The 14,206-nt window shown below is 42.5% G+C and carries 11 protein-coding genes and 1 other RNA gene; 7 read left to right on the forward strand and 5 right to left on the reverse strand.

The features are described 5' to 3' along the window. Nucleotide 1: 1 nt before the first annotated feature. Nucleotides 2-2,191 carry a S9 family peptidase gene (locus tag RCO84_RS04130; protein WP_317584021.1) on the forward strand — a complete coding sequence of 730 codons (2,190 nt, stop codon included), beginning with the start codon at nt 2-4 and terminating at the stop codon, nt 2,189-2,191. Between the two features lie 112 nt (nt 2,192-2,303). Here RCO84_RS04130 and RCO84_RS04135 read toward each other — a convergent pair whose 3' ends face one another. The 3 genes from RCO84_RS04135 to RCO84_RS04145 form a co-directional block, all read right to left on the reverse strand. Continuing rightward, the gene (locus tag RCO84_RS04135) at nt 2,304-2,837 is read right to left on the reverse strand and encodes a hypothetical protein (RefSeq protein WP_287587811.1); all 534 of its coding nucleotides are present in this window, start codon (nt 2,835-2,837) and stop codon (nt 2,304-2,306) included. 61 nt (nt 2,838-2,898) lie between these two features. Further along, nucleotides 2,899-3,762, reverse strand: coding sequence for a sigma-70 family RNA polymerase sigma factor (locus RCO84_RS04140; RefSeq protein ID WP_317584022.1), 864 nt, complete (start codon nt 3,760-3,762; stop codon nt 2,899-2,901). Nucleotides 3,763-3,947: 185 nt separating this feature from the next. Continuing rightward, a complete protein-coding gene (locus tag RCO84_RS04145) occupies nt 3,948-5,417 on the reverse strand; it encodes a trypsin-like peptidase domain-containing protein (protein ID WP_317584024.1) in 1,470 nt (489 codons plus the stop codon). A gap of 426 nt (nt 5,418-5,843) precedes the next feature. On the opposite strand from RCO84_RS04145, the gene rnpB reads away from it, so the two are divergent. The 6 genes from rnpB (at nt 5,844) to RCO84_RS04175 (ending at nt 12,089) form a co-directional block, all read left to right on the forward strand. Next, nucleotides 5,844-6,274: RNase P RNA component class A (gene rnpB, locus RCO84_RS04150), an RNA gene on the forward strand. Nucleotides 6,275-6,356: 82 nt separating this feature from the next. Continuing rightward, nucleotides 6,357-6,794, forward strand: a complete 438-nt coding sequence (locus RCO84_RS04155; RefSeq protein WP_118080797.1) for a hypothetical protein — start codon at nt 6,357-6,359, stop codon at nt 6,792-6,794. A gap of 39 nt (nt 6,795-6,833) precedes the next feature. Continuing rightward, entirely contained in the window at nt 6,834-7,241 is a 408-nt protein-coding gene (locus RCO84_RS04160; RefSeq protein WP_117692348.1) for a YkvA family protein, read from the forward strand. Nucleotides 7,242-7,567: 326 nt separating this feature from the next. Further along, nucleotides 7,568-9,442: a DNA cytosine methyltransferase gene (locus RCO84_RS04165; protein ID WP_317584025.1), complete on the forward strand. Its 1,875-nt coding sequence runs from the start codon at nt 7,568-7,570 to the stop codon at nt 9,440-9,442. A gap of 11 nt (nt 9,443-9,453) precedes the next feature. Continuing rightward, nucleotides 9,454-10,632, forward strand: a complete 1,179-nt coding sequence (locus tag RCO84_RS04170; RefSeq protein WP_317584026.1) for an MvaI/BcnI family restriction endonuclease — start codon at nt 9,454-9,456, stop codon at nt 10,630-10,632. Nucleotides 10,633-10,751: 119 nt separating this feature from the next. Further along, nucleotides 10,752-12,089 (forward strand): hypothetical protein, encoded by a 1,338-nt coding sequence (locus tag RCO84_RS04175; protein ID WP_317584028.1) that lies wholly within the window; start codon nt 10,752-10,754, stop codon nt 12,087-12,089. A gap of 285 nt (nt 12,090-12,374) precedes the next feature. Here the strand turns inward: RCO84_RS04175 and RCO84_RS04180 are convergent, their stop codons facing one another. Both RCO84_RS04180 and RCO84_RS04185 read right to left on the reverse strand, forming a co-directional pair. Next, on the reverse strand, nt 12,375-13,931 hold the full coding sequence (locus RCO84_RS04180) for an IS1182 family transposase (protein WP_317584029.1): 1,557 nt from the start codon (nt 13,929-13,931) through the stop codon (nt 12,375-12,377). A 174-nt stretch (nt 13,932-14,105) separates the two neighbouring features. Beyond that, on the reverse strand, nt 14,106-14,201 hold the full coding sequence (locus tag RCO84_RS04185; RefSeq protein WP_153072405.1) for a smalltalk protein: 96 nt from the start codon (nt 14,199-14,201) through the stop codon (nt 14,106-14,108). Nucleotides 14,202-14,206 lie beyond the last annotated feature (5 nt).

Raw genomic sequence — 14,206 nt, forward strand, 5'->3', positions numbered from 1 at the left:
CATGAAAAGATTTCCAGTTTTTATTGCAACTGTCATGATGGTTTCAGCAATGCAAGCTGCAGATAAACTCGACCTGAAGGCCATTACCTCCGGCGAGTTTGCTGCCTCTTATGTTACCGGTATTAACCCTATTGATGGCACCGATTTGTACGCTTCTATCAGCAATGATGGCAAGCAGGTTATCAGTTATTCGTTCAAGACGGGCAAGCAGATGAGCATCCTCTTCGATGTGAACGCAGTCAAGGCTCCCTTCGAACAGATTGAGGGTTATGTAATCAGTCCTGATGGCAAGAAATTGCTTATCATGACGCATCGCGAGGCTATCTACCGCCGCTCGTTCAAGGCAGAGTATTTCGTATATGATATTGCCAAGAAGAGTTTGAAGAAACTTTCCCAGGGCGTTAACCAGCAGGTGGCTACCTGGTCGCCTGATTCACGCCACATCGCCTTCGTTAAGGATAACAATCTCTTTGTTACCGATGGAGATAAGGAAACCCAGATTACCCGCGACGGTAAGTTCAACGAGGTGATCAATGGTATTCCTGATTGGGTTTACGAAGAGGAGTTCAGCTTCAACCGCGCCTTTGCATGGAATGCGGATGGAACTGCCATCGGCTGGATACGCTTCGACGAATCGCACGTAAAGACTTATTCTCTGCAGATGTTCGAAGGTTCTCATCCTACCCATAGCGAGTATCACGACTATCCGGGAGAGTATTCCTATAAATATCCTAAGGCAGGACAGGACAACTCTAAGGTGAGCCTCTGGAGCTATGATATGAAGAACGGCAAGACCGTGGCGCTCGATGTGCCTGTAGATTCCGACGGCTATTATCCACGCATCAAGACATCGCCAGACGCCAACAGTCTGATTGTCTATACGATGAACCGCCATCAGGACGACATGCGCCTCTATGCAGTCAATCCTTTCACCGGCAAGAGCAGGATGCTCATCAAGGAGAGTGTGCCTAAGTTTGTAAAGGAAGAGGTGATTGAAAACAGCATCGTGGGCAAGAAGAACATCCTGCTGCCTAGCGACCGCGACGGCTTCATGCATCTCTATCTCTATGATATGAACGGCAAGCTCCTGCGCCAGGTAGAGAAGGGCAACTATGATGTTACCTCTATCTACGGAATGGATGAGAAGACGGGCGATGTTTATTTCCAGGCTGCCAAGCTCAATGCGCACGACCGCCAGGTTTACGTGGCTCATAAGAACGGAAAGGTGGAGCGTCTTACCGATGCGGCTGGTTCCAACTCGGCTTACTTCTCGGGCGATTACCGCTATTTCGTCAATACCTGGAGCAGCTACAGCCATCCTTATGTCTTCACCGTACGCAGCAACAAGGGCAAGCTTATCAAGACATTGGAAGACAACAAGCAGCTGCTCGAAAAGACCCGGAAGTATAATTGGGGCAAGCGCGAAACTTTCTCTTTCACCACTTCCGAGGGTGTGAAACTGGACGGCTGGATGGTGAAGCCTGTAGATTTCGACGCCAGCAAGAAGTATCCTGTCATCCTCTTCCAGTATTCCGGTCCGGGCAACCAGCAGGTGCTCGATTCATGGAGCACGGGCAGTATGGGCAATGGCGGTGCTTTCGATTATTATCTTGCTCAGGAAGGTTTCATCATTGTCTGCGTAGATGGTCGTGGAACAGGCGGTAGAGGAGCTGAGTTTGAGAAGTCTACTTATCTCCGTCTGGGCGATTTAGAGTCGAAAGATCAGGTTGAGACCGCTCTCTACATGGGTTCTCTGCCTTATGTAGACAAGGATAATATCGGCATTTGGGGTTGGAGCTATGGTGGTTTCAATACGCTGATGAGTATGAGCGAGGGCCGTCCTGTGTTCAAGGCAGGTGTGGCTGTGGCTCCTCCTACCTGCTACCGCTTCTATGATTCGGTTTATACTGAGCGCTACATGCGCACTCCTAAGGAGAACGAAGAGGGTTACAAGGTGAACCCTATCGAGCGAGTAAAGCAGCAGCATGGTGCGTTGCTTATCTGTCACGGATTGGCAGATGACAATGTGCATCCGCAGAATACCTTCGAATATGCTGAGGCGTTGGTTCAGGCAGACAAGGACTTCAAGACCCTGTGGTACACGAACCGTAATCATGGCATTTCGGGTGGCAATACCCGTAACCATCTGCTTCGCCAGATAGCTAACTGGTTCAAGCAGAATCTGAAGTAGAAAATGATATGATATAAAAAAGTGAAGCCATTCCTGATGGGAAATAGGAATGGCTTCTTAATTTAATGTTCAACCTTGTTTACTTTGCGGAGTAAGGTCCTATTTGAAATTCTTATTCATTTTTAGCGCCTTTTCTGCGCTTTTCTTTCTTGGCTTTCTTAGCCTTCTTCACTTTTACCTCTTCAACCTCTTCATCGTTTGGCTGAACAGATGAAAAATGAAAATCTGTAGAGTTGATGGTCTTCACCTGATATGGGCTAGGCGCATCGTTCATCTGCTGTCCGTTCTTTGCCTTCTTAGCCTTTGGCTTCTGAATGTATCTTGCATAGAGCTTGTTCCATTTCTTTTCAGCCTTCTTCTGGTTGAAGTCAAACATCACGATACACGTGCGGTTGCCGGCACCTTTCTGCTCCAGATAGTCGCGCAACTGGTATGAATAGTTCTCGCGGCTTACCAGAAACTTGCTCTTGCGGGTGAAATAGGCAGAATCAACCTTCTGAACGTCTGTGAAATAGACTGTAGAGTCATTAAACGACGAGGCAAATCCAAAGATGTATGCAGTCTTAACGTCGTTCTTGGCTGATGCAGAGAGCGAGCTGAAACATGCTAATGCAATAGATGCTAATGCAATTTTTGTAATTTTCATTTCTTTTTCTGTCTTATTTTGTTTTGTGCTGTCTGCCCCATCAGTCATGCAGGATCTTTCCTTATCCCAGATAGGACTTCAGCAGTTTATCTGTCGTTTTGTTCCGGAGTCGCCTTATCGTTTTTTCCTTGATTTGGCGTACTCTTTCCCTGGTGAGATGATACTTGGTTCCGATTTCTTCGAGCGTCAGTTCTGGTGTTCCTATGCCATAGAAGGCAGCAATGATTTTCTGGTCTTTGTCCGGCAGCGTCTTGAGCAGTCTTTCTATTTCTGCTCTCAGCGACTCTGTCAGCAGTTCATTGTCGGTCGGATCATCCGAATTGGCCATCAGGTCGAGCATGCTGCCATCTTCATCATCAGAAAAAGGAGCATCCACGCTCAGGTGGCGACTTGTCGATGTAGCCTTCATGGCGTCCTCTATCTTGTCTTCCGGCAAGTCTACGCGGTCAGCCATTTCATCTACACTCGGTTTGCGTTCAAATTCCTGTTCGAACTTACTCATCTCTCTGTTAATCTTGTTAACGCTTCCCACCTGGTTGAGCGGAAGGCGCACAATTCTGCTCTGCTCTGCTATGGCCTGCAGAATGCTCTGGCGAATCCACCATACGGCGTAAGAGATGAACTTAAAGCCTCGGGTTTCATCAAACTTCTGTGCGGCTTTGATAAGCCCCACGTTTCCTTCGTTGATAAGATCAGGCAAACTGAGCCCCTGGTTCTGGTACTGTTTGGCAACAGACACCACGAAACGGAGATTGGCTTTTGTTAATCTCTCCAATGCCCTACGGTCACCTTTTCTTATACGCTGAGCGAGCTCCACCTCTTCATCTGTAGAGAGCAGCTCCTCACGAGCAATATCTTGAAGATATTTTTCTAACGATGCGCTTGCGCGATTCGTAATTGATTGAGTAATTTTTAATTGTCTCATGCTGGCATCAAATTTTAAGTAGTTGCAAAAATACACTTTTTTGTTTAAATACCAAAAAAAATAGTAGATATTTTTCAGAAATACCTACTATTTTATTGTTTTTTGTCTGTTTCTTGAGTTTTTTGGCAGTAAAAATGCCTTTTTCACTACTCAATCATGAGACGTTTCTCTTAAAACTCTTACCCTTAGTCTTTCTGCAGCGGAACTGCGAAGTAAGCCTTCTTGCCTGTTGGCCATACACCCTGGATGTAGAGCACTGGATCCTTGCTGGTAGAAGCACTCTTTACAGCCTTCTGCAGGTCATCAATCGTATTGATATTGTTGTCGTTGATGCGCTGGATGATGAAACCGCGTGAAATGCCACCATCCTTCAGGGCGCCGCTGTTCACCTTCATTACCTCTACACCATACTTGATGTTGAGCTGGTTCTTCTGGCTCTCTGTAATAGGGCGGAAGCTGCCGCCGAGCACGTCGAGGTCGGCACTCTTGATAACCGAAGTATTACCCTGGGCATTCTTCAGCGTGATGGTCTTGGTGCTTGCCTTCTTGTTGTGCAGGTAGGTGATGCTCATCTTGTCGCCAGGGCGCTTGCCGTTCAGGATTTCCTGCAGCTCAGCCATCTTGGTCACCTTCTTGCCGTCAACCTTGGTAATCACGTCACCTTCCTTCAGTCCTGCCTCAGCACCGTTGCCGTCTTCATCTACCTTGGCAATGTAAACACCCTCGTTGGTTCCCAGGTCCACATCCTTGCCGTTCTCCTTCTGGGCGTTGATATAGTTCAGCACATCGCTTCCCTGTATGCTCAGCATCACGCGCTGTACGCTGCCGTATTTCTTCAGGTCGTCTACCACCTTGTTCATGATAGAGGTAGGGATGGCGAAACCGTAGCCGGAGTAAGAACCGGTCTGTGAATAGAGCATGGCGTTGATGCCTACCAGTTCGCCCTGGGTGTTGACGAGTGCACCGCCCGAGTTACCTGCGTTGATGGCAGCATCGGTCTGGATGAAACTCTCTACACCGTTGGCACCGAGCGAACGTGCCTTGGCTGAGATAATGCCGGCTGTAACCGTATTGTTCAGTCCGAATGGGTTGCCCACGGCGATGACCCATTCACCCACCTTCACCTTGTCGCTGTCAGCGATAGGCAGGGTAGGCAGGTTCTTGCCGTCTATCTTGATGAGGGCGAGGTCGGTAGTCTTGTCGGTTCCGATGATGCGTGCCGAGAATTCACGGTTGTCGTTCAGTGTTACGGTCAGCTCGTCAGCACCTTCTACCACGTGGTTGTTGGTAACGATGTAACCGTCCTGGCTGATGATGACGCCCGAACCTGTAGCCTCTCTCTTCGGAGTCTGCACTTTCTGCTTGCGTGTACCTCCGTTGCCCTGTTCAGGGTTGCCGAAGAAGCCGAACGGGTCGAAGAAACCTCCGAATGGGTCGTCCTGCACATCTACCGTCTTCACCTTCGAGTTCTGTACGTATTTAATATGTACTACAGCAGGCAGCGCCTTCTCGGCAGCATAGGTTAAGTCTACAGGCTGACCTGCTGGCGCAGCGGTAACTGCAGGTGTAGCATTTACTTTCATGAAAGCACCGGCTGAAAATGCGAGCGAACTAACGCAGAGCACAGCCACAACATAATTACTTAATTTTTTCATGTCTCTTTATTTTTTATTGTTTACTTTTCTTTTCCTTGGAACTGCAGCAGCTAATATCATGCCAAAGTCAGCTTGTCATGCATCGCTCTGTTTTCCGGTTGCAAATATAGGTTCATTTTTTGAGATACGCTTCATTCTCTGCATAAATTTATTCCGTTTTAACATTTCAAATTAACACTTTAACGGCTATTAAACAAGGAAAGTCACAAATTCACAAATATTTGAATGTAAGCATGAAAAAGATAGTTCTGTATACGAAACTATCTTTTGTAGATTATTGAATATCTGTTAAAAGGTAGAGGCTCGAAAACTCGGTTTAACCGGGGAAAAAGAGCGAAAATAGCCTTGCGAATAACTAATGATGTATAAAAAAGTGAGGAATCGTGCAATAGTATCAAAAGTTTTTTGTACTTTTGCATGTCGAAAGCAGTGCTCCGGTCTGTCGCTGGCATCTTTCAGGTGCGAGAGGAAAGTCCGGGCAGCATAGAGCATCCCACTTCCGAAACTAGAAGCTATTGGTGACAGTAGGTGTCGGTAGAAGAAAATAACCGCTTTCACTTATCCCGTTTGTCCAGTCTGGGGTGGTGAGAGTAAGGGTGAGAAGGTGGTGTAAGAGACCACCAGCTGGCGGGTGATCGCCAGGCTGTGCCATCTGGGAGCTGTAAGCTCATGTATACCGCAGATTGAGGACGGCTCGTCCGATTGCCTTAGGGCTGCTGTGGAGGGTAGAGTGCTTGAGCCCAAGGGTGACTTTGGGACTAGATAAATGACAGACGTTCTTATATCTGGTATGAACACAGCATAACAGCATATCTGATATAGAAACACAGAACTCGGCTTACAGGGGCACTGCTTTCTTTTTTTCAGCATCGCAGCCTTTATATATAATAAGGTATAAGATGCATTCATTTTTAAACGATTTTAAAAACTAGCAAGATTATGAAACTCAGAGAACCGGAAAAGCAGATATTAGATGATTTCGAACATAAGGTAACGGGCAAGATAGCGAAATATGGCAATGAGCCCGATTTCCCAAAGTTTGAGAACTACGGCATTACCCGCATGGAGCTGGATGATTATCTTTTCGATAAGCAGTCGATACTCGACATGGGTGGTTCCAAGCGCAGCCAGCTCACCATCGGCGGTTTCATCACCGTCCTCCCCGTACTGGTGCTGTCCTGTTTCCCGGATAAGTCACCCGTTTACGACAACGGCAAGATGCTCGCCACGGTCATAGCCGTCATCATCGGTCTGCTGCTGGCGTGTTTTGTCAAGGCACTTCTCCAGATGATCATCGCCTATCGCGTGAACCATCATAAGGAGCCTAAGATGGAGACCTTCATCAAGGCTGTCCTCTTCTACGAGAAGCGGTCGTAACTGTAAACTATAAATAATAAACTATAAACTGTAAGTAGTATGACATTACCAGACTTTATGGACTATAAGGACAAGTTCACCCAGCGTGCATTTGTCGAGAAGATTTCGCATGTTGCCAAACGTGCCGGTGCCAAGATGGTTTATACAGCGCTCATTCTCTATTATACGTTAGAGAGTGACAAGGTTTCGCTGAAGGACAAGGCTCTGATTGTAGGAGCCTTGGGTTATCTCATCAGTCCGCTCGATGTGATTCCCGACGCCATACCTATTGCCGGTTTGGGCGATGACCTGGCCGTATTGCTGTTTGTGCTCAAGAAAGTTTGGGGTGAGGTTTCAGAAGATGTAAAGTCAAAGGCTCAGGACAAGTTGAAGAAGTGGTTTGATGAAGATGAGATTCCATCAGCCGATGACCTCTTCAAGGATTCTGCCACCGATACTCCAGTCTGATTTTTCTCTAGGGGGCAAGGCATAAGGAAATGAAAATGACCGGAAATGACCATGACCGGAAATGACCGGAATCTTTAGGGGTTTGAAAATGATAATGACCCTTAATGACTTTGACCCTTCATGACCGGCTACCCCCCTCGCCCTGAAGGGGCAGAAGCTCCTAGCCCAGGGTTGCACCCTGGGTAAATACGGACGCAAACAAGTCACCCTATATTCAGGGATAGGAGCTTTTGGGCTTTTCAGCGCGTTCTTGAACCACATAAGAAAGTTCGGTATTGAATTGGTAAGAGCTGAACAATAGAATTAAAAAATAGTAAAACATAACTATGTCTGAAAAGAAAGAGTTTATTTCAACCCGAAAGGGCATTACATATCTTGATTTGTTTGCTGGGGCTGGTGGCTTCAGTGAGGGCTTCATGCAAGCCTATACGGATGACAAGTATTACAATTTTCGTTTAGCAAGCGATATAAACGAGAATTGTGAACTCACACATCGTGTACGTTACAATAAGATGCTAGGTCTTGATACTAAGTTCATGTGTCAAGACATTATGGAAGATTCTTTTTTACCTAATCTTCTCAAAGAAATTGGCAATCAAGAAATCGATGTTGTAACTGGTGGTCCAAGTTGCCAGTCGTTTAGTCTTGCAGGTCGCAGAAAGAAACTAGATAAGCGTGATGACCTGTTCTTCCATTACCTAAAGGTAATTAAAGCTTTACGCCCTAAATACTTTGTAATGGAGAATGTAAAGGGAATATTAACAAAGGATGAAGGACGAATAAAAGAGAGAATTCTTCGTGAAATCAGATCAATCGTTGATGATGCGAAAATGAATCAGCTCTATGCTTTCTTGGAAGATGTGTTGAAACCACAGATGCCTGCATCCTTATACTATGCCTTATATATTAGGCTTTGTATGGAAACGTCCACAGACAATTGGGATAAGCAGAATGAGATTTTCTTTGAGAATCTTGAGCAACAATTAAAGGATGTGACCAAGCATTTACCATATAGCGTTAGCAAGAGTGACGAAAGTGTAAATACTATTCGTCATGGACTTTTGTTGTTAAAAATGAAACAGCAAAGAGATTCTATCCGTAAACAGGTCATTCAGTTAAAAACCAGTGCACACATTGACAATGACACTTTTATGGATGGTTACAATGCTATAATTGAAACTATATCAGATGAGCAGATTCTAGAAAAGACTTTAGATGCTGTTGATAAAGTGGCAAATATGGGTGATTGTATGGATGAAGCTCAGTCCTTGAAAAAGTCTTTGGAAATATTGACATCTACATTTGATGAGTGTATAGAATATATTCAAGAGCAACTCAAAGGTAAAACAGACCTTCTCAATCATCTAAATGAGATGATGAAGGAGATTCGTCTTTACAATATAGAAGAGCCATTTGTTCTTTTGTCTTCAAACTATGGTGTTCCTCAAAATCGTGAGCGAGTCGTGTTTATTGGTTGCCGAAATGACCAAGAGGTTATTAAAGAGATTCCAGCCACCGTCAGTGATGACGAGAAAGTGAAAGTTTATGAAGCTCTTTGGGATTTGAATATGATAGGAAATGGTGAAACAGTAACTTCGTATAAGAAGCCAAAGTTGAACCCGAAATTTGAAGATACAAAAATTCAAAGAGCTATTCAGGGTGAGCCAGATGAACATGGACTTTTGTTTTCTGAATGGTCAAAAATTGGTCGTTTGGGACATCGCTTTACGTTTGATAAGGAACCGTTCTATGTGATGAATATGGATGAGTTGGATAAACCGCAGAAATATCTGCATATGGATTTGTTCAATCACCAAACAAGTCTGCAGAATGAAAAAGTTCGTGAACGACTGCGCATTATTGCTGCACATGGTGATTATGATGAGGCAAAGGTTGAACTGAAAGAAAAGGGATTGGATTCTCAGAAACGAAACTATGTAGTTTTGAATCCTCTTGGACAAAGTCCTACAGTATGTACAATGCCAGATGACTTTATTCATTATTCTGCGTATCGTCCTATGACTGTTCGTGAAATGGCTCGCCTCCAGAGTTTTGACGATTCGTTTGTGTTCCAAGGTAAACGTCAGACAGGTGGTAACAATCGCCAAAAAGAGATACCTCAATACACACTTGTAGGTAATGCTGTCCCACCGCTAATGGCAAGGGCAATTGCCAATACATTGTTGAAACATATAAAGTAAAAGGTTTTCATATGGTTAATATGCGTCCATTTACTGCTTTTGAGCAGAAGAATTTAAAATTTCTTGTAAACCACAATGTGAAGTTTACACAAGTAGAGATTACCCCTACTGGCTTAGGTAAGGGTATTCTTGACTCAACAGCTCCTATGCGAGCCTATTTTCTTGAAAATGGTATTCATAACTATGAGGAACAACTTCAAGGTCAAGAACATAAGCAAATAAAACAAGCTTGCATTCTTACCGATGCAACACAATTTTTCACGAAAGCATCCTTTTATCGTCCAAATACAAAGAAAGGAGACCCTCGAATGTGGATATATGGATTGGGTGCACATACAGACGGTAATGACATTCATGTTTTGTTTTGGCATGAACAAACTTTGTATAGTATCAATATATCTCATATAGATATAGAGAAATGCTACGATTCAGTTCTCATTACGCCTATGCAGGAGATTTTGAAAGAAATTAACAAAGAGGGAAACTCTGTTTCAGAGGAACTTCTTGGGCGTTTCCGTGCTGTTAAAGATCAGTGGTTTGAATCAGAAGTAACGGCTGACACTGGAATTGGCAGAACTATAGAGTCTTTCCTTGGAATCAGTATGAATAGTGACAAGACTCCTGATTACAAGGGAATAGAATTGAAGAGTCATAGGGATAAAAGAAGCAGCAAGAAAAATGTACTATTTACCCAAACCCCAGATTGGGGAATTAGTAAATTGAAATCTGGACGAGAAATTGTCGAGAAATACGGTTACAGCAATGAAAACGGTTTCAAAACTTACCAAAACACTGTTCAATGCGCTCCACCAAACAGTCAAATGATGTTCTTGAATGTCAACCATGTAGACGAACTTCTTGAATTACAAGCTGAGAGAAGAAAAGTTGAAGATATTGCAGCTTGGAGGTTAGTAAAGTTACACCAACGTTTACAAATAAAACATCATGAAACATTCTGGATTGAAGTAGAAAACGAGTTAAACAATGGTAAGGAATACTTTCGCTATAAGCAGATAGAGCATACAAAGAATCCGAATGTTGGTCAGTTTGATGTGCTTCTTGAACAGAACATAATAACTGTTGATTTGCTGCTTTGTCGTCCAAGTGGACATGGCGATACTTATTCTTTCAAAATCAAGAAGAAGGGGATGGCTTTGCTATTTCCGGAATCAGTAATATACAACATCTAGAATCTTTTTGTGTAATCTGTAAATGTTTATATGTTCACCTCAGGTAGATGGTTGAAAATGACATTAACCTACAAGTTGTTAAACTGTTAATATAAGATAAATATTAAATACTTTATTGTATGGTAACTTACATTATTAATTTCTTTACAAGTGAAGAGGATAAGGGGGCATACATTGCTTTGCAATCTTCCAAACTTAGTATTGAAGATATATTTAAAACGGAATTTGTAACTAAATTAAATCGATTGGTAGGTAATGGTGATAAGTCTCCAGAAGGAATATTTGTGTTTCAAATTATAGAACGATGGAAAGAAGTTTTTATAAAGTTCATCAAAGATGCATCAAAAACGATTCCAGAATTGCAATCTGTTATCGCTTTGGTTTCCAAAATGGAAGAAGGAAAATGTTTAGGAGTATTACTGAATTGTTCTATTGACGTAATTGAAACGAAGAAATTGATGTTGGAAATGAAGGAGTTGGAAAGTGGCACTTCCACAAAAGAACAATTGAAAGATTTTCTGAACAATTATTCTGCTTTATTTGACCATTATCGTTTATTGAATTATCCATACAATAAAATAGTGCGCTTTGGCGAGCAAAAACGTGAGTTGAGGACATGTAGATATTGTGGATGTTCAATGTCTGATAATGCAACTTTTAAAACTGATGCACATACTATTTCTAATTGTCTGGGCAATATAGCTTATTTCACAAATGACGAATGTGATGAATGTAATAAAAAATTTGGAGCAACTATAGAACAAGAGTTTCTTAAATATATTTCTTTCTCAAGGGTTATATCAAGTCAGTTTGAAGGTTTTAAATCCTATAAAATCAAAACAGACTCCTTTGAATTGAGTGTAAATCCAGATACAAATGACGTTGAATTCAAACTAATAGATTATACAAAAGCATCGGTAATAAGAGATAAGACTGGTCTTGTTTTGGATGTTGGTAGTATTGATTTCTCAGATGTTTATCGTGCTATAGTCAAGTTTGTAATAGGAATGCTGCCTACTTCTGAGTTGAAACATTTCAAGAAAACAATTGATTGGATTAACAAAGATTGCGCAATTACACTGCCCAATATTAAAGAAACAATCCATAAAGAACCTGTCGTTCATCCATTCATTAATATGTATTTTAGAAAGAAAAATGAGGATCCCTTACCTTATTTATGTGCAGATTTACATATCCTTCATTACGAGTTTATTTTCATGATTCCCGGGTGTGAACTTGACAATCAGATTCTTTCATCCACAATAATAGATGAATTCTTAAAGTTATACAAAAAAGACGCGATATGGAATGATATTCAATTGAATAATAAGCAATCTGCAAGATTATTATTGCATATAAGTTTAGAAAAAGGTGAAACACCTAAGTTAGGCAAATATCCTTATAATCGGATTAAAAAGAAAATGATAATGACCGGAAATGACCATGACCGGAAATGACCGGAATCTTTAGAGATTTGAAAATGATAATGACCCTTAATGACTTTGACCCTTCATGACCGGAATTCTCGGTAGAACGAAAGTGGGTGTGTCATAAGTCTATGGCGCACCCTCTTTTATGTTATTTATTGTATAATCCTAGAAGTATCGTAGCCTATTCCAAAAAGGGAATCATATAATATCGTCTGCAAATTTTACTTTTTCCGATCTTTTCTATTATAAACAGGCAGGAAGTTCACAAAAGGGCATAGTTATCCCTGACGATAAAAAAAACAAAATTGAGTTTTATCGTTTTATACCCAAATATTTCTTCAAATTGAATCCCATTCCGAACAATCCTAGATCCATGTAAACCTTGTCCATTCCAAAATGCCTGAATCGCTTATAATGCATATCTGCCTTCATCTGCCCAAATACAGCTTCCGGCTCTATCGGTCGCTGTCTTCTGTGTTTCAAGCCCTCTTCAGACGTTAGTAGCAGGAAGGCTTCCTTTTTATATGCATTCAGTTTATGGTTGACATATATGGTTCTGTTGCCTTTGGATTTCTTGCAGAGACTTCCAAGCGGACATCCATCACATCGTTGTGCTCTATATAATGTAATGACAGACACATAGCCGGAGTCACTTTTCGTTTGCCGTTGTCCACAAGGTTCCATGTGTTGTCCCATGGGGCAGACATAATAGTCATCATCCCTGTTGTAGTAGAAGTTCGCTTGGTTGAAGGCATCCTCCTTGAAAGGCTTATGCTGTTCCTTGTGAAACCAGTTGTACTTTACATAACCCATCATCTCTTCCATCTCTAGGTACTCGTAGTTCTCCTCCGAGCCATACCCTGAGTCTGCGGTGACGCTCTTGGATTGCTTTCCATATCTTTTCTTGTACTTATCCAAAAAAGGCTTGAAGGTCAGGGTGTCTGTTGGATTGGGATAAAGGGCGAAATTCGTCCAATATTGATTCTCTGTCGCAATTTGAAGGTTATAGGCAGGCTTTGTCTGCCCATTGTTCATGGCATCTTCCTTGAGGCGCATGAAGGTCGCATCGGGATCAGTCTTGGAGTAACTGTTTCTCTCGCCCAGTATATCCAGTGATTTTTCATACTCGCACAGTTTGTCCGAGGCTTTGAACAAGTGATCTATCTGAGTATTTAGCTTTTGCTTCTCTCTTCCTGTAAGCTTTGCCTTAGGAAGGTTCTTCGCTTGCCTCTCACACAAACGTGCACTTCTCTTTACATCCTTGGCTGAAGTGGCTGGCTCGCTGTCTTCTTCCCTAATGTCACTCCCGCCATTCAGGCGAATTTGTTCTTTTATCTGAGCCAATGCAGCAGATGTCTTTTCCAAGAGCTTAGCCCTGTTCTTTTCCACGGTCTTCTTCCATACAAACGTGTACTTGTTTGCTTTCGACTCTATCTTAGTGCCATCAACATATTGTTCCTCCAGACTAATCACGCCCTTTTCAACCAATATGGAGACGACTGCATCAAAATAGAAGTCGATGCACTTTATCATATGATTGGTTCTAAAGCGGTTGATGGTCGCGAAAGACAGTCGCTTGCCTCCACAAATCCACATATAGCGAACATCGTATTTAAGTGCGTCCGCTATGCCACGACAGGAATAAACGCCATTGATATAGGCAAAAACAACTAAACTTAGAAGCATCTTCGGACTGTAAGGAGGAGCACCAATCCCATCATAGGTATCCATGAGAGGGTTGATGTCCATACTGCGAACAATACGATCCACCATACGAACTTTGCTGTCTTTTGGCACATAATCATCGAAAGAGTTAGGAAAAAAGCTCAATTCGTGCCGAGTTTCAGATTTTATTTGTATCTTTGCCATACTTAAAGAAGTTTTCTGCAAAGATACAAATCTTTTGCGGAAAGGCAAAGCCCGAGCTTGTGAAAGTTTGGGCTTTGTTGTAAATAAAAATGTTTTTTAAAGATTTCGTATCTGTGAAAAGGCAAAAAATAAAAAGGGGTGCGTCACAGACTTATGACACACCCTCATTTGTTTTTATCCCATGCAGCTCGTTACTCCTAGCGTAGTAGCGATAGCGGTCAGTATGCTGATGGCTATCTGAAGAATTGTTTTCCAAGTGTTCGCTTTCATTTTTT

Source organism: Segatella copri, assembly GCF_949820605.1.
Taxonomy (GTDB): Bacteria; Bacteroidota; Bacteroidia; order Bacteroidales; family Bacteroidaceae; genus Prevotella.